Source organism: Komagataeibacter sp. FNDCR2, from assembly GCF_021295395.1.
In the GTDB taxonomy this organism is placed as follows: Bacteria; Pseudomonadota; Alphaproteobacteria; order Acetobacterales; family Acetobacteraceae; genus Komagataeibacter.
Window position 1 is genome coordinate 1,734,928 of sequence record NZ_JAIWOU010000001.1, and the last position, 22,572, is coordinate 1,757,499.

At 64.1% G+C, this 22,572-nt stretch carries 19 protein-coding genes and 1 tRNA gene; 10 read left to right on the forward strand and 10 right to left on the reverse strand.

Annotated elements, in window-relative coordinates:
* The first annotated feature begins 74 nt into the window (after window positions 1-74).
* A complete protein-coding gene (locus LDL28_RS08165) occupies window positions 75-2,279 on the forward strand; it encodes an FUSC family protein (protein ID WP_233058104.1) in 2,205 nt (734 codons plus the stop codon).
* Here LDL28_RS08165 and LDL28_RS08170 read toward each other — a convergent pair.
* The 3 genes from LDL28_RS08170 to LDL28_RS08180 form a co-directional block, all read right to left on the reverse strand.
* Window positions 2,260-2,856 (reverse strand): preprotein translocase subunit YajC, encoded by a 597-nt coding sequence (locus tag LDL28_RS08170; RefSeq protein ID WP_233058105.1) that lies wholly within the window; start codon window positions 2,854-2,856, stop codon window positions 2,260-2,262. The two genes, LDL28_RS08165 and LDL28_RS08170, sit on opposite strands and share 20 nt — an antisense overlap.
* A 132-nt stretch (window positions 2,857-2,988) precedes the next feature.
* The gene (locus LDL28_RS08175) at window positions 2,989-3,600 is read right to left on the reverse strand and encodes a glutathione S-transferase family protein (RefSeq protein ID WP_233059238.1); all 612 of its coding nucleotides are present in this window, start codon (window positions 3,598-3,600) and stop codon (window positions 2,989-2,991) included.
* Between the two features lie 2 nt (window positions 3,601-3,602).
* Entirely contained in the window at window positions 3,603-4,256 is a 654-nt protein-coding gene (locus LDL28_RS08180; protein ID WP_233058106.1) for a Rieske (2Fe-2S) protein, read from the reverse strand.
* Between the two features lie 186 nt (window positions 4,257-4,442).
* Between LDL28_RS08180 and LDL28_RS08185 the strand changes: the two genes are divergently transcribed.
* Both LDL28_RS08185 and LDL28_RS08190 read left to right on the forward strand, forming a co-directional pair.
* Window positions 4,443-5,297 carry an aromatic ring-hydroxylating dioxygenase subunit alpha gene (locus LDL28_RS08185; RefSeq protein WP_233058107.1) on the forward strand — a complete coding sequence of 285 codons (855 nt, stop codon included), beginning with the start codon at window positions 4,443-4,445 and terminating at the stop codon, window positions 5,295-5,297.
* A 114-nt stretch (window positions 5,298-5,411) separates the two neighbouring features.
* Window positions 5,412-5,588 carry a hypothetical protein gene (locus tag LDL28_RS08190; RefSeq protein ID WP_233058108.1) on the forward strand — a complete coding sequence of 59 codons (177 nt, stop codon included), beginning with the start codon at window positions 5,412-5,414 and terminating at the stop codon, window positions 5,586-5,588.
* Between the two features lie 178 nt (window positions 5,589-5,766).
* Here LDL28_RS08190 and LDL28_RS08195 read toward each other — a convergent pair whose 3' ends face one another.
* On the reverse strand, window positions 5,767-7,098 hold the full coding sequence (locus LDL28_RS08195; protein WP_233058109.1) for a chloride channel protein: 1,332 nt from the start codon (window positions 7,096-7,098) through the stop codon (window positions 5,767-5,769).
* A 505-nt stretch (window positions 7,099-7,603) separates the two neighbouring features.
* Here LDL28_RS08195 and LDL28_RS08200 point away from each other — a divergent pair.
* Genes LDL28_RS08200 through LDL28_RS08210 form a run of 3 tightly spaced genes read left to right on the forward strand, consistent with a single transcriptional unit; the run spans window position 7,604 to window position 9,491 of the window.
* Window positions 7,604-7,942, forward strand: coding sequence for a P-II family nitrogen regulator (locus LDL28_RS08200; RefSeq protein WP_025813273.1), 339 nt, complete (start codon window positions 7,604-7,606; stop codon window positions 7,940-7,942).
* A gap of 53 nt (window positions 7,943-7,995) precedes the next feature.
* Complete coding sequence (locus tag LDL28_RS08205) at window positions 7,996-9,309, forward strand: ammonium transporter (protein WP_255663222.1); 1,314 nt, start codon at window positions 7,996-7,998, stop codon at window positions 9,307-9,309.
* Between the two features lie 32 nt (window positions 9,310-9,341).
* Window positions 9,342-9,491, forward strand: a complete 150-nt coding sequence (locus tag LDL28_RS08210; RefSeq protein WP_233058110.1) for a hypothetical protein — start codon at window positions 9,342-9,344, stop codon at window positions 9,489-9,491.
* Window positions 9,492-9,500: 9 nt separating this feature from the next.
* Here LDL28_RS08210 and LDL28_RS08215 read toward each other — a convergent pair whose 3' ends face one another.
* Complete coding sequence (locus LDL28_RS08215) at window positions 9,501-11,702, reverse strand: TonB-dependent receptor (protein ID WP_233058111.1); 2,202 nt, start codon at window positions 11,700-11,702, stop codon at window positions 9,501-9,503.
* Window positions 11,703-11,998: 296 nt separating this feature from the next.
* Entirely contained in the window at window positions 11,999-12,703 is a 705-nt protein-coding gene (locus LDL28_RS08220) for a TetR/AcrR family transcriptional regulator (protein WP_233058112.1), read from the reverse strand.
* Between the two features lie 220 nt (window positions 12,704-12,923).
* On the opposite strand from LDL28_RS08220, the gene LDL28_RS08225 reads away from it, so the two are divergent.
* The 4 genes from LDL28_RS08225 to LDL28_RS08240 all read left to right on the forward strand — a co-directional run bounded on the left by LDL28_RS08225 (window position 12,924) and on the right by LDL28_RS08240 (window position 16,510).
* Entirely contained in the window at window positions 12,924-14,516 is a 1,593-nt protein-coding gene (locus LDL28_RS08225) for an efflux transporter outer membrane subunit (RefSeq protein ID WP_233058113.1), read from the forward strand.
* A gap of 110 nt (window positions 14,517-14,626) precedes the next feature.
* Window positions 14,627-15,040: an RNA polymerase-binding protein DksA gene (gene dksA, locus LDL28_RS08230; protein ID WP_025813686.1), complete on the forward strand. Its 414-nt coding sequence runs from the start codon at window positions 14,627-14,629 to the stop codon at window positions 15,038-15,040.
* 98 nt (window positions 15,041-15,138) lie between these two features.
* Window positions 15,139-15,213 (forward strand) — tRNA-Thr (locus tag LDL28_RS08235).
* 277 nt (window positions 15,214-15,490) lie between these two features.
* A complete protein-coding gene (locus tag LDL28_RS08240; protein WP_233058114.1) occupies window positions 15,491-16,510 on the forward strand; it encodes an NAD-dependent epimerase/dehydratase family protein in 1,020 nt (339 codons plus the stop codon).
* Window positions 16,511-16,531: 21 nt separating this feature from the next.
* Here the strand turns inward: LDL28_RS08240 and LDL28_RS08245 are convergent, their stop codons facing one another.
* The 4 genes from LDL28_RS08245 to LDL28_RS08260 all read right to left on the reverse strand — a co-directional run bounded on the left by LDL28_RS08245 (window position 16,532) and on the right by LDL28_RS08260 (window position 22,396).
* Entirely contained in the window at window positions 16,532-16,990 is a 459-nt protein-coding gene (locus tag LDL28_RS08245) for a hypothetical protein (RefSeq protein WP_233058115.1), read from the reverse strand.
* Window positions 16,983-18,713, reverse strand: a complete 1,731-nt coding sequence (locus LDL28_RS08250; RefSeq protein ID WP_233058116.1) for a bifunctional diguanylate cyclase/phosphodiesterase — start codon at window positions 18,711-18,713, stop codon at window positions 16,983-16,985. Before LDL28_RS08250 ends, LDL28_RS08245 begins: the two co-directional genes overlap by 8 nt.
* A gap of 112 nt (window positions 18,714-18,825) precedes the next feature.
* A complete protein-coding gene (locus LDL28_RS08255) occupies window positions 18,826-21,087 on the reverse strand; it encodes an EAL domain-containing protein (RefSeq protein WP_233058117.1) in 2,262 nt (753 codons plus the stop codon).
* Window positions 21,088-21,274: 187 nt separating this feature from the next.
* Window positions 21,275-22,396, reverse strand: coding sequence for a 1-acyl-sn-glycerol-3-phosphate acyltransferase (locus LDL28_RS08260; RefSeq protein WP_233058118.1), 1,122 nt, complete (start codon window positions 22,394-22,396; stop codon window positions 21,275-21,277).
* Window positions 22,397-22,572 lie beyond the last annotated feature (176 nt).

Consider the following 22,572-nt stretch of genomic DNA (forward strand, 5'->3'; position numbering starts at 1 on the left):
GCCGATATAATTGACATGGCACTAATTGTCATACAATAAATATCCGGATCCATACCCCTTTATCTTCCCGTGGCATGCGTTATCAGGTGCTCCGCATGCCGCCGCCGGGAGTCTGCCGCCAGATGTTGTCCAGCCTTATGCGCATCTTTTCCAGCGATGCCCGATGGGCCGCCCAGTGCACCACGGCGGCCTACAGCGCGCGTGCGCTCCTGTCCGTCGGGATCGCGCTGTTCCTGGCGTTCAGCTTCCAGCTCCAGTCCCCCATGAGTTCGGTCACCACCGTCATGATCGTGGCCAACCCCGTCGTGGGGGCGCTGGTGTCCAAAAGCGTGTGGCGCGTGATCGGCACCATTATCGGCGCGTCCATAAGCGTGGGGCTCATGGCGGTGTTCGTGCAGTCGCCGGTGCTGTATTTCATGGGGCTGTCACTGACGGTGGGCATGGCCTGCATGGCCGCGACCTTCCTGCGGCTGTTCCGGGCCTATGCCGCGGTGCTGACGGGCTACACCATCGTCATCATCTCCGCCCCCGCGTTTGACGATCCCGACGGCATCTTCCTCAGCGCCATGTCGCGCCTGGCCGCCGTGGTGGTGGGAATCGTGACCACGGCGGCGGTGTTCATGGTCACCTCCCCCCGCCGCTCGGACACCCTGTTCGAGCAGATCCACGACCTGTTCCGCGATACGGTCAGCTATATCCTGTCGTTCCACCAGGGCTACAGCACCGTGCCCGCGCCGAACCCGGACGCCCCCCCCGCCAGCACGTTCCGCACGCTGCCCCCCACGTTCCATGATAGCCGGGCCGCCATGCTCGGCCGGATCGCGCGCCTGTCGGACGCGGTGGAATACGCCGCGACGGATAATTACGACATAAGCGTGCGCCAGCGCGAAATCCGCGCGGGACTTGCGCGGCTGTCGGGCATCGTCGCCTCGTACCATCCCCATACCGTCACCGCCTCCAACACCGAGGAAGACCGCATGGTGCATGGGGAGATCGTGTCCATGCTCCAGTATCTCATGGATCTTACCGCCGGTCATGCGCTGGAAACCGTATGGACCAGCGGCTGCGCGCGCATAGGCCAGACCCGCGCCATCATGATCGCCCATGCCCGCAACAGCCATTCCCCCCAGTCGCTCCTGTTCCTTGATGACATCCAGGACCTGCTGGGCCAGATCGAAACGGCGTTGCAGGATCTTGCCCGTCGCGGCAGCGCGGGGCGGCGGCTGCGGCTCCAGCCCTATCTGGAATGGCCCACGGCGCTGCGCAACGGCGCGCGCGGGGCGACCATCACGATGCTGACGACACTGGTCTGGTACGTCCTGCACTGGACGGCAGGCCCGACGATGATGCTGTATGTGGTGGCCGCCGCCAGCCTGCTGTCCACCCTGCCCTCCGCCTCACGCGCGTCGGGGCTCATGGCGGCGGGGACGGCGCTGGGAATACCGGCGGGGCTGCTATGCCATATCTACCTGCTGCCGCAGGTGGACGGCTACCCGCTGCTGTGGCTGTCACTATGCATCATGCTGCTGCCGGGGGTGTGGCTGCAGTTCCACCCGAAGGTGGGGGTCGGGGCCTTTGGCTACTGCGTCTTCGCCACCGTGATGCTCCAGATCAACAACCCGATCCATTATTACAACGACATAAGCCTGTTCAACGGCTGGCTGGCGCTGTTCCTGGGCTGCTGCATGCTGGTCCTGTCCTTCCGCGTGATCCTGCCGCCCAACCACCGGCTGGATGCCGCCCGCCTTGTCAGTTCGCTGACGCGCAGCCTGCGCAGGCTGGCGCTGTCGGGCCGCAGGCAGGGCAAGGAATGGCTGGTATGGGAGAACCTGCAACTCCAGAAGGTACTGCGGCTGGCGATGCGCCTGTCGTTTTTCGCCCGGCCGGGAATGATGCACCAGTATATCGACGCGGCGCTGGCCACGCTCTCGCTGGGGCGTCTGGTGGAACGTATCCGCACCATCGCGGAAAGCCCGGAGATTACCGGCGGCCAGCAGGTGGCCATTTACGATGCGCTCGACGCCTTTTCCGAACTGGCGCACAACCCGCTGCTGACCGCGACGGCGCTGCGGCATGCCGCGTACATCCTCTGCCCGCCCGACGCGATCACCCTGCGCCCCGCCGCCCAGGTCGAGGCCATGGCCTGCCTGGAACAGGCCGCGCGGATCATCCGGGACATTCCCGGCTTTCTCGACCAGCGCGGCCCGCTGCAATGGGACGAGAACTATCCCGCCGCCCATCGCCCGCCGCTTGCCGCCGTCAGGCCGGAAGCCGGCTGAGGACGGAGAACGACACGGCGTCCATGACGGTCGTGTCCACCTCGTCACCCACCTTGAGTGTCTTGAGGAATTCCTGCATCGGCTTCTGGCGCACCAGCACGACGCGGGTAATGTCGTCGGGATCGACGAAGGTAACCTGATTGCGGGCCGTATCCACGCCCGTCACCTTCACGCGTTCGCGCTTGAAGGAAACCATCATGCCGTGCGGATGCTGGCCCGTACGGGTTCCGGCGGCGTTCTGGGTCGATTCCGGCAGGGGCGTGCCGGGGGGGACGATCGTGGCGTCGATGGTGCGCACGATGCGCAGGCCGATCCTGTCGCCCGCATGCAGCACCGGCAACTTTGCGCGGATGTCCGGGTCCACGCGCACGGTGTCCAGGTTGCCCGCCCTGTCACGCAGCAGGATCATGCCCGCGTCGTGGTCCACGCTCTCGACGGTCGCGATGCCCAACTGGTTGCCTACGATGACCGGGGCCTGCGCCACCGCGGGGACAGCCGAAAACCCCACCGGTCCGCTCATGACCGCCACCGCCAGCGCCCATGCGACCCGGCGGGATGCAAACAGCTTCACGCTCATATGTATGTTTCTTCCCTGACATGATTGTACACAGGCTGGTTCCTGCTGGCGGCCCCGGTTCCGGGCCGCCTCCCTCCTCCATAACCCGTGGGGGAAAACATGTATCCAAAAGATGTAGATGCGGTGAAGATGTCAGGCGTAATCCGGCACGCCGGGCATGACCGTGAACCCCGGCAGCGCGCGCAGCCTGCGGGCCCACCGCCGCAGCGCGGGGCAGGTATCGCGCTCCACCCCGACATCGGCCGACAGCGCGAACACCACGAACAGCACCACATCGGCAATGCTGGCGGCAGGGGCGGCGAACCAGTCATGGCCGTCCAGCGCGCGCGCGCTCATGTGGTCTTCCATCCGGCGCAGTGCCGTATCCAGCGCGCCGGTGGCGGGCGCGACGGGCTCGGTGGTGCCCAGCGCGCCCCCACGGCTGGCGGCCAGCGTATCGAGCGCGCCAGCCCCGAAATCCAGCCAGTCCAGGATGGCCCATTCACAGGCGGGGTCGAGCCACGCCCGCGCCACGGCGGGCTGGCGGGCGACAAAATGCACAATGTTGGCAGGCCGCGACAGGTACTGCCCCCCACATTCCAGCACGGGCGGGCACAAGCCCCCCGCCAGCGCCGCCATATGGCGGGCGGCAGGCAGGTCCATGTCCACCGCGACCGTGCGGTATTCCACCCCCATGAGCGACAGGCCAAGGCGCACGGCATAGCAGCGCACATCCGGCGTCCAGTCATACAGGACCATATCCATCTTCACGCCAGTTCTCCCATGACCGGGGCCGTCTCGCCCCCACATTCCACCGCATCGCGCAGGCGTTCGGCCCAGCGCGAAAGGAAGGGAGCGGATGGCCCCTCCGCCCCCGCCGCCCGCACCACATGCAGCATGGCCTGCCCCGCGACCGGCTCATGCACCGCCAGGCCGACGGGGCCACGCCAGACCACGGGCATGTTTTCCGCCCCGCCGATCGCGTGACGCAGATGCGTGACACCCGCGCGGACATGCATGCTGCGCACCGGCGTTATCGCATCCGGCCCCCACGGCGCATGCAGGGGAAAGTCCTCCGCCGCTTCCAGGCTGACCCAGACCAGACCGGCCCCCTCACGCACGCCATAGGCCGCCACATGGATCGAGGCGGGCACGCGCACCTGCGGATGGGCCGGGATCAGCCTGCACCGCGCGGCGGGACCGAACTGCCAGCCATGGTACAGGCAGCCCAGCCCGTCGCCGCGCACAAAACCGAAACTGAGCCGCATGCCGCGATGCGGGCAGCGGTCCTCCCACGCATGGAGGGTGGAGGCGGCGCTGTCCTCGCGCCACAGCACGACCTCACGCCCGCCAATGCGCACGCCCGCGACCTCGCCACGGCGTATATCCGACACGACACTGACCGGATGCCATCTGTGCATATGCTTCCCGCTCCCTTTCGCCGACCAGAACAGGGCGTGCCGCAGGCCATGCGGGACGCGACCGTGTGTTCAGCCATTCTTTCACGCCACGGGATGGCGTGCCATCCCGAGTGGAGCTAACATTGCGCCTTCGTTACGGCAATCCATGCGCGCCATGGATGGCCTGCCGCAAACAGGAACCGGGCCATGACACAGACCACCCCAGCCGCCGAAACCGTTCTGTCCGAATGGCATGTGATCAGCCCGCTGTCGCACCTGCGCGCCATGCCAACCGACACCATGCTGCTGGACCGGCACATCACCTTTGGCCACCACCCGGACGGAACACCCTTCGCCTGTGACGTGGCGGACAGGCGCGCCCTGCCCGTGCAGGCGCGCCATGGCTGCCTGTGGACCTGCCTTGGCACGCCCGACGGCGATGTCCCCGCCATTGTCGAGGCCACGGAGCCGGACCGCAGGGTCGTGGACTGCGGCGTGTTCACCGTGCGGACCTCCGCCCCGCGCATTATCGAGAATTTTCTCGACATGGCGCATTTTCCCTTCGTCCACACCAACATCCTCGGGGCCGAGCCGGATACGGAAGTCGCGCGCTACACCATAGAACTGCGCGAAAACGGGAACGAGGTCTGGGCCACGGACTGCCATTTCTACCAGCCGCAGGCCGCCCTTTCCGCCGCCGGGGGCATAGAGACCGAATACCTGTACCGCGTGGCCGGCCCGTTCGTGACGCTGCTGTACAAGACCTGCCCCACCCAGCCCGGGCGCTTTGATGTCATCACCCTGTTCGTCCAGCCCATGACACAGGAATGCAGCCGCGCGCATCCGGTCATGTTCCTGATTGACGATGTCTCGCCCCAGGCCGACCTGATCCAGTTCCAGCAGACCATCTTCCTGCAGGACCGCATCATACTGGAGAACCAGCGCCCGCGCCGCCTGCCCATTGCCGGTGGGGCGGAAGTGCCCACCATGGCCGATCGCATGTCGGTGGCGTACCGGCGCTGGCTGCGCGACCGTGGGGTGACGTACGGCACGACGTCGTGAACCCGACACCTGCGCGTGCTGCATCACCCCCCTTCACCCCACGGGGCTGCGCGGGGGAAGGCCATGGTGTACGCTTGCGGCTTGCCAGACGGATCAAGCCGGAAAGACCATGACATGACCGACCAGAACACGCAGGACGCCTTCACGCAGGGCAAGGCCGCCGCCACGAAGGGGGAGCCGCTGATCGAGAACCCGTTCGACGAATCCCTGCCCGCCTATGGGGAATGGAACAAGGGCTGGTGGAGCGTGCGTGAAAATGACGGCGACTTCGACCCCTTCGCCGAAAAATGACCCGTCCTTCCACGATAGCGTGAGGTCATGGAAACGTGAGCGCGGGCATATTGTGGCGGGTCATGTCCTGTGAAATGAAGGTGGCGACGGTTCGCCTGTAACCAGCACGGCGTCTGTCCTCAGAAAATGAAGGCGGTATCGGCAACGGTGCCGCCTTTTTTCCATCCGGCCGCCTTCCTCAGGACCGGGCCGACATGCTGCCCGGCGCGTGCGGCTGCGACTGGGCCGCCATTGGCCCGCCCACGCGCGCGCAGATGCGAAAGGCCAGCAGCGCCCCGGCGGAGGTCAGGAAAATCGGCACCCACATGTCATGGCCGACATGCGTGAACTCGATGCCCAGCGCCAGCGCCGTAAGCGGCATGGCCATGAACGTGCCCAGAAAGGCGATCCCGCCCAGCAGCGCCGTCGTACCCACATCCACCGCCGGGAACCACAGGTTCCACCCCGCCGCCAGCACGCTGGCCAGCAGCGCGCCCATGGTCAGGCTGGGCGTGAGCAGCCCGCCCGCCGCACCGGCGCGCAGCGCCCCCATGATGACAAGGATTTTCAGCACCAGCAGGGTCGCGGCCAGTTCCATGCCCAGTTGCGCCGAAAGCGCCAGTTGCATGGGCCCGCGCCCGTTACCGGGCAGTTGCGGGTAAAAGCATGTCAGCACCCCCATGAGGGGAAACACCACAAGACACCACCCCACACGCCCGACACCGCGCGCCGCGTGGTTCTGCGCCACGCCCGCCAGCCGCTTGACCCCATGCGCGCCGATACCGATGACCGGCCCCGCGCACAGCGCCCACACCATGACGGCGGGCGTCACCACCATCGGCCCGATTTCGTACTGGTGCACATTGCCCAGCACCGCCCACGGCACGAAGGCCCCGATGGCCGATGCCCCGACCGCGCACATCACCGCGCGCTGTCCCACCTGCGCCAGCAGTACTTCCAGTATGAACAGCGCGCCCCCCAGCGGCACGTTATAGACGGCTGAAAGCCCCGCCCCCGCGCCACAGGCGATGATGATGCGCCGGTCATCCGCCGCAAGCCGCAGCACGCGCCCCATGCCGGTGGCCAGCACCGCCCCCAGTTCACGCGGCGCGACCTCGCGCCCCAGTGGCGAACCCAGCGCCACCGTCACGATCTGGAGCAGCACATGCACCAGTGTGGAAAGGGGGGGCATGGGCTTGCCCGGCCCCGTTTTGCCCACGCTGGCGGCGATGCTGATGAGCGGCTGGCCAAACCGCCCCAGCGCCCACCAGCCCACACCGGCCACGAGACCGGCCGCGCACAGGGCCGCGACCCGCCGCCACGCCGGCGCCGCGCTGACCCCCTGAAGGAAGTTATGCGGTCCCCCCGCCTGCCCGTAGCCATAGGCCAGGTGCTGGATCATGTGCAGCAGCAGCGAAAGCGCCGTGCCCCCCAGCCCGGACAGGACGCCCGTGCCAATGACCGCGACAGCCAGCACCGGCCATGGGGATGTTGTGGTGGAAGGGGACGGGGAGGAAACGGGTGCGCTCATGGTGCAATGAGGTATGCCGGATCAGGGGCGGGGCGCAAGCCACGCACGGGCTGGCAACGCATGTTGCGGGCCTGCCATGGAGAACCCGCGCCGTCTGGCCCACGGGTTCCTATGCCCGATTCGGACCGCAATGGTAGGGATATGTCGGACAGGGGTGTCCAGCCACGACTTCCGGCACCCCGGCGGCGCCTGTCCTTATGGCCGTTTTACTTCGATATACAGTACTGCCGCCGCCGTGACCGGTGAAGCCGGTGCGCCATACGGGACACAGGGCCATGCAACCGGGTGGAACGGGCGCTTTCGGCAGGGAACTTCCCACCCCCGCATGTACTCATACGAAGGGGCGCGAACGGGGCCGGAAGGTGTGCATAACGGCAACACATCCGCGCCGTAATGAACGCTTCGAAATCCGGTAGCAAGTTCATATTGCTTCAGGATATAGTTGCCTGTACGGAACTAGAGGCAAGAAAATGAAATTTCAGGGGCAAGGCAGGAAGGGAACAAAATGAAATTCGTTATTGCCATCATCAAGCCATTCAAGCTCGATGAGGTACGCGAAGGGTTGCACTCCATCGGTGTCGATGCACTGACCGCAACCGAGGTGAAGGGATATGGCCGCCAGAAAGGCCAGACCGAGATCTATCGCGGTGCCGAATACAACATTCAGTTTCTGCCCAAGATCAAGCTTGAGATCGCGGTGCCGGACGCCCTGTGCGAAAAGGTGGTGGACGTGATCCAGACCGCCGCATGCACCGGCAAGATTGGCGATGGAAAGATTTTTGTTCTCGATCTTGAACAGGCAATACGGATCAGAACGCAGGAAACCGGAGAAAACGCACTGTGATCACAAAGATTGGCAAGAAAGCAGGGCTGGCGGGTGTGATTGGCGCGGCGGCCATGACCAGCCTGCCCGCCATGGCGGCCGACGCGGCCCCCCCCGCGATCGACACCGGCGATACCGCATGGATGCTGGTCAGCACGGCGCTCGTGCTGATGATGACCATTCCGGGCCTGGGCCTGTTCTATGCCGGCATGGTCCGCAAGAAAAACGTGCTTGCGACGCTTATGCAGTCGTTTGCGATCTGCTGCATCATGACCGTGGTGTGGATGATGCTGGGCTACAGCCTGGCCTTTACTTCGGGCAACGCCTATATCGGCGGCCTGTCGCGGGTCATGCTCAACGGGCTGGGCGCTGGCATTTCCAAGGGTTCGGACGTGGCCTTCACCATGGCGGCGGGCACGCCCGCGGCCGTGGCCATGACCATCCCCGAGAGCGTGTTCATGACGTTCCAGATGACATTCGCGATCATCACCCCGGCCCTGATTGCCGGTGCGTTCGCCGAACGGATGAAGTTCAGCGCCCTGTGCGTGTTCACCATCGCCTGGTCGCTGCTGGTCTATGTGCCCATCGCCCACTGGGTGTGGGGACCGGACGGATGGGTCGCGGGCAAGATCGGCGCCATTGACTTCGCCGGTGGCACGGTCGTGCATATCAATGCCGGTATCGCCGGTCTTGTCGCGGCCCTGGTGATCGGGCGGCGCAAGGGCTACGGCGTTGATGACCTGTCTCCCTACAACCTGACCTATGCCGTGATCGGCGCGTCCCTGCTGTGGGTTGGCTGGTTCGGCTTCAACGCCGGGTCCGCCGTCGGCGCGAATGGCCGTGCGGGCATGGCCATGGCCACGACCCAGATCGCGACGGCGGGCGCCGGTGTCGCATGGATGTGCGCCGAATGGCTGAAGACCGGCAAGCCCACGGTGCTGGGCATCATTTCCGGCGCGGTGGCGGGCCTTGTGGCCATTACGCCCGCGGCGGGCTTCGTGCTGCCCGGCGGCGCGCTGCTGATCGGCCTTGTGGCCGGTGTGGTCTGCTTCTGGGGTGCGACAACGCTGAAGCACCTGATGGGCTATGATGACAGCCTCGATGCGTTTGGCGTGCATGGCATTGGCGGTATTGTCGGCGCGCTGCTGACCGGCGTGTTCGCCTATGGCCCGCTTTCCGCCACCGACGCCAGCCCCGATGGTGTCAGCGGGTCGTTCGCGCAGTTCCTGGCGCAGGCGGAATCCGTGGGTGTCACCATCGTATGGTGTGGTGTGCTGACCTTCGTGATCCTGAAGATCGTGGACCTGACGATCGGCCTGCGTGTCTCCGCGGATGAGGAAATGGAAGGCCTCGACATGGCCCTGCATGGTGAGCGGATCAACTCCTGATCCCTTCCCCCGGAAAATACGAGGGCGGTCCCATGGGGCCGCCCTTTTTTTATGCCCGGCCCTGCCGGACCCGCCTGGAAGCAGGCGAAAGTTTTTTCCAGAAAGCTTCAAAGAACGCCGCCTTTTTGAAAAAAGGCGGCAGCCAGAAACTTTTATCAATTTATTATCAATTGGTTAACTGAAGGCTCTTGTCAGAAATCCTGCGATATTCCGGTCAGGATCGTGCGGCGCAGGCCATATTGCGGCGCCCCCACCCCGATGCCGGTGCCACTGCGCAGCATGTAGGGGTGATCGAACAGGTTGGTGACATCCAGCCGCAACTGCGTGGTGCGGAAAAACGGGGAATGGAACAGATCCCGAAAGGACTGCACCAGCGCCATGTTGAACGTGGCGTATTGCGGCACCACGCCGCCATTGGGAACGTCCGTATCCTGCCGCAGCCCGCTGCCATAAACCATGGTGGCCGACAGCCGGGTGGGATGGCCCGTGCGGTAAAAGAACGTGTAGGCCCCCCCGGCCGAGGCGGTCCACCGCTGGTCATGGTCCAGATGCACCCAGTGCTGGCTGATATAGGCCAGGTCACCGGACGCGAAATTGAACTGCGCGCTGGTAATGTCCTTCCCGATCGCCCGGGACCACGCCATGTTGCCATAGAGCGAAAGCGGCCCGTGATCGTAGGACGTGGCGAATTCATACCCGTTCACCTGCCCGCGCCGGTAATTGAAGCCGGACAGGATGATGGGCGCGCCGAACTGTCCTTCATCGATCAGGTTATGGGCCAGCTTGTAATAGGCATCGAACGAGACGCGCCAGCCCGGCATGAGAACCTGCTCGATCCCGGCATCGAAGTAGTGGTCGCGCTCGGCGCGCACCGTCCCGCTTCCCCCGGACGGCGCGGCGCCGGACGTAGTGGCGAACTGCCGCAGGTCCGTCCCGCCCACGACCTCGAACGGCGGCGGCGTGAAGTAGCGTGAATATCCCGCATGCAGCGTCGCCCCCTTCCATGCGCGCCAGACCACGTTGATGCGCGGGCTGAGCTGGTGCTCATCGGTATATTCGCCCACGCCGTCAAAACGCAGGCCGTAATTGAGGGTCACGTTACGCAGCGGCCGCCATTCATCCTGCGCATACAGGCCATAGATATCGCCCGTGCGGCCATTGCCGGTGTGAATGTTGACCATCTGGTCCCGCGCGTCGAACACCGTGGCGTCGGCCTTGGTTATATTCCGCTCGGCAAAGACCTGAAAACCGAAACGGATGGTATGGTCGGGCCGGACCCGCCATGTCACGTCGCTCTGGGCGCCGGTGGACATGACCGAGCGTTCGGCATGCTGGCTTATGCCCATATAGGCCAGGTCACCCCCATTGGGGTCGGGGCTGTAACCAAGGCTGCTGTAGCGGGAGAAAACCGATGTCTGCAGGCTGAACGCCCCGATATCCTTCTGTAGCGACAGGATGCCGAAATCAGTGATTTCCTTCTGGCGTTCGTTCAGGTCACCGCTCTGTGGCGCATGGGGCAGCAGGCTGCTGTAATTATCGCCAAACAGGGGCTGGCCGCCGATATTGGGCAACTGGTACTGCGCGTTCGAAACCCCGGCGATCAGGCTGATCCGGGTGTTTTCATCCACCGTATAGCGCAGATGCCCGAGGAAATGGTACTGGTTGCTCAGGTCATGCGGCGCATTGAACGACGGGGTCGTGTTCTCGATCCCCACCCGGTCATGCACGTAATCGGCGGTCAGGAAATAATCCCACTTCCCGTACTGCCCGCCATACTGTGCGGAGGGGAAGAAATAATCCCGCGCGCCGCCGTAAACCGAGATATTGCCGCCTTTGTTGGTCGCGCCGTTCTTGGTGGTGATGTCCACCACGCCCGCCTGCAGGAACCCGTATTCGACCGGCAGCGCCCCGGTGGTGAGCGAGAGGTTATCGGCAAAGCGGGTCATCAGCGTCTGGCCGAACACATTCATGCCCTCGGGTAGCTGCACGCCATCCAGCCGGAACTGCACCTCGTTATGGTCGCCGCGCACATGGATCTGCCCGTAGCTGTCCTGCGCCACGCCGGGGGCCTGCAACAGCACGCTGTTCAGGCCCGCGTTATCCCCGCCGGGAATGGTTTCAAGCGCCTTGCGGCTGAAGGCGTGGACCGTGGCCCCGGTGGAAGGCTGCAATTGCAGGCGCGCCCGGTCCAGCCGGGCCGTGACCGTCATGGTCTCGGGCGCGGAGGAGGGTTGCGTCAACCCGTTCCCCCCAGCCTGCGCGGGGGTGGTGGACGTGGATGGTGTGTCGACCGCCACGCCCTGCGCCATGGCCACCGCAAGCGGGGTCAGGCAGGTCATGGCCGCCAGCACGGCGGGAGAGAGGGGATGGGGGAAAAACCATAAACGCAGCATGGCGCAGCAGCCTCGCATCCGGAATGAAGAGTTCGGGAGGCGCAGCTTTATTTGGTACAATATAACATAACAATATGAAAAAGCAGGACGCGTGCGCCAACACGCCATCTGTTGCCTGTCTGCAACATATCGCAGGCATGAATCCGCACCCCGGCCTGCCGGCCGGCCGCTGGAAACGCGGCCCTGGGTGTTCAGTCCCAGGTCATGGGACGGGCTGAAGCATATGGATGGGTCGGGAAACGGGGCGCGCGGCCCCTGTGAGCGGCCCCTGCGCGCGACCCCTGCGCGCGGCCGGGTCAGTCCCTGCCGGGCCGGGGTTCCATGACAAGCGGCGGCAGATGCGATGCATCGCGCAGATAGGCATTGAGGAACGTCCGCACGGCGGAACGGGCGATGAAGTCAATATGCGCCTGATCCGTATTGACCGGCAGTTGCAGCCGCGCCCGCGCCGCGATGCGGGTCTGGCACAGGGCATAGAACTGCTCGGCCGCGAAAACGGGGTCGGGAATATTCAGCACGCCGGCGTCATTATGCTGCATGAGCCATGCGGCGAAGATGTCGATGGCCTTCTGCGGGCCATGGGCCCAGAACGTCTCGGCCAGGGTGGGGAATTTGGCGGCTTCGGAAATGATGATCCGGTTGAGCATGAGCGACAGCGGCGATGTCAGCAGCCTGATCATGGCCACCGCCAGATGCTCCAGCGATTCCGTAAGGTTCGCCCCCTCGTCTATCCGCCGGAACAGCAGGGGCAGCTTTTCGCACGCGCACTGTTCCACAAAGGCGGAGAACAGCGTGGCCTTGCTGTCGAAGTAATTATACAGCGTCCCCTTGGACACCCCGGCATCGCGCGCGATGCCGGACATGCTTGCGCCTTCATACCCCTTTTCAGCAAAAACACGCGCGGCACCGGCCAGTATCTGCTGGCGCTTGGCGGCAGAGGCACCCGAGAGCGGGCCGTCTTCCGCCTGCGTCCTGCCTGAATGGTCTGCCGTGATGCCCATTGAAATCATCCTGCCTGCGTAATCGGAGCGTACTTTCGATTGACCCCGTGTGGAAAGCCGATAGGCTAGGGGACTGACCGAACTGATCGGTCATTCATGCCATGGTAGCGAAACCATGCCATGGAGAACAGATTTATATTAACTGTTTCAGGGACAACAGGGGGCCGGGTTGGTAGGCAGGGGAATTTCATGGCGAACGGCGGTGGTCGGGTTGTCGGTCATGACCGCCGGGTGTGCGGTTGGCCCGAATTTCCACAAACCCACCCCCTGGACACCCAAGCAGTACGGCGGCCCGGACCGTATTCAGGCCGCGACCGGCGCCAGCGGCAGCCCTGCGCAGGTTGCAAGCCAGACCACCCCCGATGATCCCGACACCGCATGGTGGAATGTGTTCCACGATGCCGAACTGACCAAGCTCGAGCAGCGCGTCGCGACCGACAACCTCGATGTCCGCCGCTATGCCTACCGCATGGCCCAGAGCCGCGCGGAACTGCGCATCGCGGGCGCCGAACGCTACCCCGCCATGTCCGCGACCGGATCCTACGCCCGCCAGCAGTACAGCACCAAGATGCTCCAGCGCATCGTGACCGATGTGGAGAGCGACCCGCAACTGAGCAACAACCCGGTATTTTCTCAATACGCCCCCCCTCCCGGTCAGGCCAAAATCCCGCTGTTCAACCAATGGCGTGACAGCATCGACGCGACATGGGAAATCGACCTGTGGGGCCGGGTGCGCCGCCAGTACGAGGCCGCCGCCGCCGAAACGCAGGCCACGAACGAAGCCCGCCGCGCCATCCTGATTTCACGCCAGTCGGAAGTGGCGCGGGATTACATGGAACTGCGCAACACGCAGCAGCAGGTGCGCATCGTCATGGAAAACCGCGACGTGGCGAAATCCCTGCTGGACCTGAACCAGCAGCGTTACGCCAAGGGACTGTCGAGCGACCTGGAGGTGGAACAGGCCCGCGCGCAGTACACGGACACACTGGCCCGCCTGCCGCAGCTTGAGCAGCAGCTTGTCGCGCAGGTCAACGCGCTCAGCCTGCTCATGGGCGAGCCGCCGCGCGCCCTGTCCGATGAACTGCTCGATGCATCGGCCATTCCGCCCGTGCCGTTGCGCGTGCCGGTGGGCGTGCCCTCGGAACTGGCGCGCCGCCGCCCCGATATCCGCCGCGCGGAAGCCAGCCTGCACGCGGCGACCGCGCAGGTGGGCGAAGCCGTGGCCGAATTCTACCCCCGCGTCACGATCAATGCGGGATTCGGGTTCGAATCCCTGTCCTTCCGCGATATGGGGTTCTGGAACGCCAAGGCATGGAATGTCGGGCCGTCCATCACGCTGCCGCTGTTCCAGGGCGGGCGGCTGCGCGGGCAGCTTGAACTGCGCAAGGCCGCGCAGAAGGAAGCCGCCATTTCCTACCAGCAGACCGTGCTGGGCGCATGGCATGACGTGGATAACGCCCTGACCGCCTATACCGATGAGCAACTGCGCCATGACGAACTGACCCAGCGCGCGGAAGCCAGCCACCATGCCCTGCAACTGGCGCAGGACCAGTACCGCCAGGGCATGATCACCTACCTGACCGTGCTGGACACGCAGCGCCAGTATCTGGCCGCCCAGTCCGACCTGACCACCAGCACCGCCACGATATCGGGCAACCTGGTGCGACTGTACAACGCACTGGGCGGCGGATGGGAAACCACCTACCCCGAACCGGCCCGCCGCCAGACACAGTCCGCCGCACAGGCCACACCGACCCCGGCGATGCCTGCGGCAGGTGAATCCGCCCCTTCCACGTCACGCAAACCCGCCTGAAACTGCGTTAAAGGCTTGGCGCGGGCGCGCCTTGCTAGTATAAGCCGCCCCGTTCCCGACTGGCTGGTCAATAGCGGCCCTACGGAACCACGGCGCAGGGATATGTCATAATGATTACATTGCCCCCCGATTATCGCCCTTCGGAGGATGAGGAATTCATGAATCCGCAGCAGGTGGAATATTTCCGCCTCAAGCTGCTGAAATGGCGAACGGATCTGCTCAAGGAAGCGGATGAAACACTTGCCAGCCTGTCCGAAGGCGGCATCCACGAAGCGGATATTACCGACCGGGCCAGTGTCGAGACCGACCGCGCGCTGGAACTGCGCACGCGCGACCGGGCCCGCAAGCTGATTTCAAAGATCAATCAGGCGCTCCAGCGTATCGAATCCGGAACATACGGTTACTGCGAGGAAACGGGCGAGCCCATCGGCCTCAAACGGCTGGAGGCCCGCCCCATCGCGACCCTGTCGATCGAGGCGCAGGAACGCCACGAACGCATGGAACGCATCCACCGCGACGACTAGGGGCCGCTTCCACCCGTCCGGCCACCCCGATTTGTCAGAACGCGGCAAATAAGGGGTTGCCAGCCGGGACAGGAAAAGTTAGGAAGCGCCCATACAGTGCTGCTGTAGCTCAGTGGTAGAGCACTCCCTTGGTAAGGGAGAGGTCGACAGTTCAATCCTGTCCAGCAGCACCATGATTTCCCCTGATATTTATGGTTTGCAGGCTGTCGCGCTTCATAGGCGGGACCGTAATGCGTGGCCCCGTTCCGCCCGTTGTCTTACGGGCATGGAAATCCCCGGCCCGCTCACGGCGCAGGCGGAACCCCGCTATGCTCCAAAAGCAGTTTCGCCCCTGCTCTCCCACGCGCTACGTGGTTGCGCTTGCGGGGGAATGCATACAACGCACCACCCGTTAAAACCGGACAGGCCACGCCCGCACGGCGCGACTGTCCGTATTTTCTGGAGTTACGGATGCGTATTCTTGTTACTGGCACGGCGGGATTCATCGGCTACCACATCGCCTGCCGCCTGCTGCGCGACGGGCATGCCGTAACGGGTATTGATGGCATGACGGCCTATTACGATGTGGCGCTGAAGCATGAACGCCATGCCATGCTACGGGAATTCGCCGCGTTTACCTGCCATGAATTCCTGCTGGAGGACGCGCAGGCCCTCAAGAACGTCTTTGCGCAATGCGAACCGGAACTGGTGATCCATCTGGCCGCGCAGGCGGGCGTGCGGTACAGCATGGAAAATCCGGGCGCCTATATCAACGCCAATGTTATCGGTACCTATAATGTACTGGAACAGGCCCGCGCGTACCATCCCTCCCACCTCATGATTGCCTCGACCTCCTCGGTCTATGGGGCGAACCGGGATGTGCCCTTTACGGAATCCCAGCGTTGTGACTATCCGCTCAGCCTTTACGCCGCGACCAAGAAGGCGACGGAGGATCTGGCGCATTCCTATTCCAACCTGTGGAAGATACCTGTCACCGTCTGCCGGTTCTTCACGGTTTATGGCCCATGGGGGCGGCCGGACATGGCGCTGTTCCGCTTTACGGCCAATACCCTGCGGGGCAGGCCGATCGACGTTTACAATAACGGCGATATGGCGCGCGACTTTACCTATATCGATGATGTGGTGGAGGCGGTCCGCCGTCTCTGCGGCACCCCACCGCGCGGACCGGGGGAGAGCGATGGCGGCGCAAGTCCAGTCGCGCCCTATCGGGTCGTCAATATCGGCAGTGGCAGGCCGGTCAGCCTGCTGGCGTTTATCGAGGCCATTGAAAAAGCGCTGGGCAAGCCGTGCATCCGCAATGACCTGCCCATGCAGCCCGGTGACATGCCGCGCACCTGGGCGGACTGTTCCACCCTGCGCGCCCTGACCGGCTTCAGCCCCGATACCCCCGTGCAGACGGGGGTCGATGCGTTCGTTGCATGGTACAGGGCCCGTTACGCGGTTCCTGCATCCAACCCGGCCATATCCTGACGCAGGGCGGACGGCGCGGCCTCAGCCCCGTGCCGCACCGTCCAGATCCAGCGTGGCCATATCCGCCGGGGGTGCGGCCAGCATGCAGGCCACCCCGGTCGTGCGGTCCACGACCATGCGGATGTCCACCGGGCCTTCCGCGCCGAACAGATCCGATGTCACGCCATAGGCCGGACGCAGCGGTTCGTCCTGATCGGCTTCATGCCGGGCGATCTCGGTCATGATCCGGGCCAGCGCGCGCTCAAGCCCCTCCATCACGCGCGAAGGCGCAAGGCGGGGACGGTCCGGCGCGCCTTCCCCCGTGCAGTGCAGCTCCAGCAGCCGCGCCCAGGATGCCGCCGGAATGAACATGGGCATGCGCGTACCATCGTTATGGCGTTCGGCATGCATGATGCGGCGCGTGTTGGCCAGGCCGATCACGTCGATACGCGGCAGGTCGTCGCCAATGCGGGCGGTAACGGTGCGGGGCGACTCAGCCATGGGCCTCTATCCGGTCAAAATGCTGCGGAAGTTTCAGGATATCCTGCGCCGACAGGGCCGAGGAAATGAAGAATCCCTGTATCCGCTCCGGCGCCATGGCCATGACCAGATCGAACTGTTCGCGGGTTTCGACCCCTTCCACCGTAACTTCCATTCCCAGCCCCTGCCCCATCTCGATCAGGCTGGACAGGACCATGCACGCACCGGGGGTGCCCACAAGGTTCGCCACGATGGACTGGTCAATCTTGATCTGGGAAAAAGGCAGGTCGCGCAGATGGCTCAGCACGGTCATCCCCTTGCCGAAATTATCCAGCGCGATCCGGAACCCGGCCTGGGCAAGGTCGCGCAGGTGGCGGATGCCCTGATCTGCCCGGCGGCCGTGCAGCATGGCTTCCGTCACTTCCAGAACGAAATTGTCCGGTGACATTTCAAAACGCTTCGGCGCCTCTTCCAGTTCACGGCGGTAATCGTCACGCACCAGGTCCATGCGCGACAGGTTGATGGCCAACTGGCGCGGCGGCAGGCCATGGCCGCTCCATATGGTGGCGTCGCGCTGGAAGGCCTCGATCATGCATGGGCCCATGGCCTGCGCCAGACCGGCATCGGTGAACACGTCGGAAAAATCTTCCGCCGCCAGCAGCCCGCGTTCGGGATGGTGCCAGCGCAGAAGGGCCTCGACCTGGTCGATGCGCAGGGTGTGGCAGTTCAGGACCGGCTGGTAATAGACCTCGAACTGGTTGCGCTCGACACCGCAGCGCGCCTCGCTCAGGATCGTGACACGGGCCTGCGCGCGCTCACGCAGCGCCTGCGTGAACATCTGCGACTGCTTGCCGCCCGCGCGCTTGGCGGCATACATGGCCATGTCCGCGTTTTTCTGCACGTCCTCCATCGTCTCGGTCCCGTCCAGCAGCACGGCCCCGATGCTGCCCGCGACACTGACCGTGACCGTCTCGATATCTATGGGGCGTTCCAGAATGGCCTGAAGGCGGTCCATGTACCGCTCAAGCGACATGTCCTCCAGCGTGCGGTGCAGGATCACCGCGAACTCATCCCCCCCCAGCCGGCTGACCGGATCATCGGGATGGGTGAGTTCGATCAGGCGCGAGGCAATGGCGCGCAGTACGGTATCGCCCGCATGGTGGCCATGCACATCGTTGATCTGCTTGAAACCATCCAGATCGAACATGACCAGCGCGGGCTGGACCGTGCCCGGCTCGCGACAGCGCGCGACCTCATCGGCCAGGGCGGTATTGAAGCCGCCGCGATTGAGCAGGCCGGTCAGCGTATCCGTTTCCGCCAGTTCGCACAGGCGGTCGCGGGTGTTCATGAGTTCGGTGATCTCGAAGCGGCTGGCCACATACCCCTTGATCTCGCCGTCATCGTCGTCGATTTTGGGGATGATGGTGGTCGCCACCCAGTACAGCGTACCATCCTTGGCGCGGTTGCAGATATTGCCCCGCCACAGTTCGCCCGACGTGATCGTGCGGTACATGTCACGAAAAAAATTCGCGTCATGATACCCCGAATTAACGATACGATGGGTAGAACCGATCAGTTCCTGCCGTGAATACTGGCTGATCTCGCAAAAGCGGTCATTTACATACGTAATAACCCCCTTGCTGTCGGTAATGGCAACAATCAGGATATGATCTACCAGATCAGCCCAGAAATCCGCATCCTGACGTGTCAGTGCCCGCAGCCGGTCATCGTGTTGCAATGCCATCTTCCCGTCTGGAAACTACAATAGACAATATAGAATACTTCATTAAAATCAAATCGGCACTCCGCCCGCCACCGGCGCGCCCTTTACCTGTGGCTGTGCAGGTCCTGTTTGACTATGACTGCGCGCCAGCCCCTGCAGCACCCTGCTCATCCGCCACGGGAAGAATAAACGAGCCGCGTTCCTGCCCTGTCCGGAACCAATTTTCCAGATCGGCCGGTGGAAGCGGCCTGGCGAAAAGATAACCCTGCATAACATCGCAATGCAATTTTTCCAAAAGGCGATGCTGCTGTACCGTCTCCACCCCTTCGGTCACGACCGTCAGCCCCAGCCTGCTGCCGATCCCGATCACCGCCATGGTCACGGCCTGTGCGTTGGCGTCATGCTCGAAATCATTGATGAAGCTGCGGTCGATCTTGATCTCGCTCAGCGGCAGGCGCGTCAGCCGCGACAGCGAGGAATAACCCGTGCCGAAATCATCCATCGACAGGCCGACATCAAGCTTGCGGATGCCGTGCAGCACCTCTTCCGTATCGCCGCTGCCATCCATCATCACGCTTTCCGTAATTTCCACCGTCAGGCGGTCGGGCGTGAGGTCATGGTGTTCAAGCAGGTTCGAGATGAATTCGGGCAGCGCGCGGTTGCGGAAATGCACCGCGGACAGATTGACCGAAACGGTCGGCACATGCATGCCCGCCTTGTCCCATTTCACCATCTGCTGGCAGGCTTCCTGCAGGGACCACCGGCCAATGGCCTCGATCTGCCCGGTTTCCTCCGCCACGGCGATGAAGCGGGAAGGATAGATGTTGCCCAGCTTGGGATGGTGCCACCGTGACAGGGCTTCCACCCCGTACAGGCCGCCGGTCATGGTTTCCACCTGCGGCTGGTAATGCAGCTTCAGCAGGCCCTTGGCCAGCGAGTCCCGCAGCGCCGAGCCGAGCATGAGCCGCTCCTGCGCCACCTGGTTCTTCTCATGCCCCGCGAAGCGATAGACGCCGCGACCGTCTTCCTTGGCCTGGTGGGCCGCCACATCGGCCAGGCTGAGCAGGGTTTCGCTGTCGGGTCCGTTTTCGGGGAAGGTGCATATCCCCACGCAGCACGAGATGCTGAGCGTGTTCTCCTCCACCTGCAGTGGCTTGGCGATGGTGTTGATCAGCCCTTCGGCAAACAGCTCCGCCTTTTCATGCGGGCAGTCGGGAATGACGATGATGAACTCATCCCCCCCCGAACGGCTGACGATGCAGTCATCCGTGACCTGCGAGCGGATGCGCCGCCCGATCTCGATCAGGAAACGGTCGGCATTCACATGGCCGAGCGCATCGTTGATGTCCCGGAAACGGTCGATATCGACCATGAACAGCGAGAACCGGCTGTCACCGCCGCGCATGATCAGCCGGTCGATGATGTTGTGCAGCGAGGTACGGTTGAGCAGCCCGGTCAGGCGGTCGAAATTGGACAGCTTGGCGATATGCAGCCGCGTCTCGTTCTGTTCGATCGCCAGCGCGCAGAACGGTACGCAGGTCGAGACCACGCGCTCGGGCCATTCCCGCGCCTCGTCGTTGCCGCGCATGTAAATGGCGAAAATTCCCATTATCTGCCCGGTGCGCGAGATGATGGTGGATGAGCAGCACCGCTCCAGCCCCAGCGAACGGGCGACGGACTGGTAGCTCGACCATACGACCGCATTGCTGCTGGCCGGATCCTGCCCCAGTTCGGTAAGCTGTTCGTCCGTAATGACAATGCTGTCCAGCGCCGTGCGGAAACGGGCGGGCATGCCGGGCGAGGCGAGAACCTTGAGCTGGTGCGTCCGGTCGATCAGTATCAGCGCGGCCATGCCATCGGGCACGAACCTGTCCACCCGGCGGCACAGCAGGTCGCCCACTTCCCTTAGGGTCTGGTCGGAAGCCAGGGCCTGAAGCACGTCGTTCTGGAGGATGAGAATCTTGCGCTGGCGGCTCTGCTCCGTCACGTCCTTCATAACGGCGATGTAGTAGATCCTGCTCGTATCGGTCAGTTGCACGCGCGAGATCGAGAGTTCACCCGTCACATGCTCGCCATTGGCGCGCTGGAACTCGACCTCACGCGATGTGCCGACGATCCGGCCGATTCCCGTCGCGCGGTTACGGTCGATGAACTCGTTATGCTGTGCGCGATCCGGCACGGGGATGAGACAGTCCACATTCTGCCCCATGACCTTTTCCCGTGAGAGACCCCATATCTTCTCGGCTGCCGGATTAAAGAAGATGATGCTGTTATGCTCATCAATCACGACCATGGGGTCAATCGCCTGCTCCATCGCGGAAAGCAGGACGTCGGCGCTAATCTTCGGCTGATCCACCGTAAACTCCAGAACATCGGCGCGACTGCTGCACCACATACATGAGACTACTCCACCTGACTCCGGCAGGCCCGCAGCCCATACCACGCCAGTCCACATTGCGTCAGTCCTGTCATGGCCCGGCAACAAAGCGTCACACGCATGGTTGACCTGTGCCTACGCCGTGCGCGCCGCGCCAGGGGGAAAACACATTTTGCCGATACGGCCTGCCAGGGTCACGATCCGCTCAGCCCCGCTGGCGTTCGAGATCCTGTGGTAACATACCGGCAAGCGGGCGGCAGGCGTAGGCACTCTCGCTTTCGGGCTGGGGTATGTTCTGGCGCAACTCGGCCGCGCCGGCCGAAACCGCGCGCCACGCCGCCTGCGCCAGCGCCTTGCGGCTGGGAAAATCCGCCGGGTCAAGCGGGGGATGCAGCAGCACGGTCGCGCGCATCGACCGCCATTTGAGCAACTGCCACACATGCGGGCCAAGTTCCATGTCGCCATACCACGCGAAGACCGGACGCCGCGCACGATTGACCGGCACGCCTTCAAGCTGGTCATACACGACGGAAACCGGCTGGATCAGCGGTATCATGCCCGGCTTCGCGGCAATAAGGGCGGCCTCGCTGGGGGCTTCGGCCGGTTCCCTGCCCGGCGGCAGGCGCGGCGGCTTGGCAATGGCGAAAAAGGCCGACAGGAAGGGCAGCACGCGCGACCCGTCCGACGACGTACCTTCGGGGAACAGGATCAGGTTGTCGCCTTCCACCATGAGCCGGTGCAGCATCTCATCGCGTTCGCGGCCCGTGGTGCTGCGCTGGCGGCTGACGAATATGGTCCGCCCGATACGCGAGACCAGCCCCATGATGGGCCAGCCCTCGATATCGCCCTTGGCCACGAAATTGGAAGGCAGCACCGTGCCAAGCACCGGCACGTCAAGCCATGTGGAATGGTTGGAGACGTAAATGACCGGCCGCTCACCGCGCTGGCGCGCGCGCCGCCCGCCCACGCCGCCCGCCCTGCGGCCCACCACCCGGATGCGCAGCGAAAGCAGCAGGCACAGCCCGCCCCAGACCATGCGCGTCCAGCGGATCTTGGCCGTGCCGGGCAATACCAGCAGCAGTGCTTCGAACCCGACCGACAGCGGCACCCATACGGTAATGGCCGCAAGCCGCCCCACGCAGCGCGCGGTACGGGCATAGTCACGCATACGCCCCGACGGCGCCACGGACATGGCGGCCACGGCCCGCGCCGCGTCCGATCCGGCTTCCGGTGCGATCACCTGCCGTGAAGCGCGCCGCGCGGGCAGCGAGGTAACAGGTGACGGAGAACGACGCCGGATGAAGCGGCGGATGAAATCGGCGATCATGCGCCTATCCATAGCCCGCCATCATGGCGCACGACAATATACACGAAACCGACGGCCGCCGGACGTGTCATGCGCGCAACGCCCGCGGCATCATGCTTTCCCATATCCGTAACGATCCACGCGAATGATGCATGGCGCCCATACGGACAGGGCTGTCAGGCCCGTTATTACTTCCG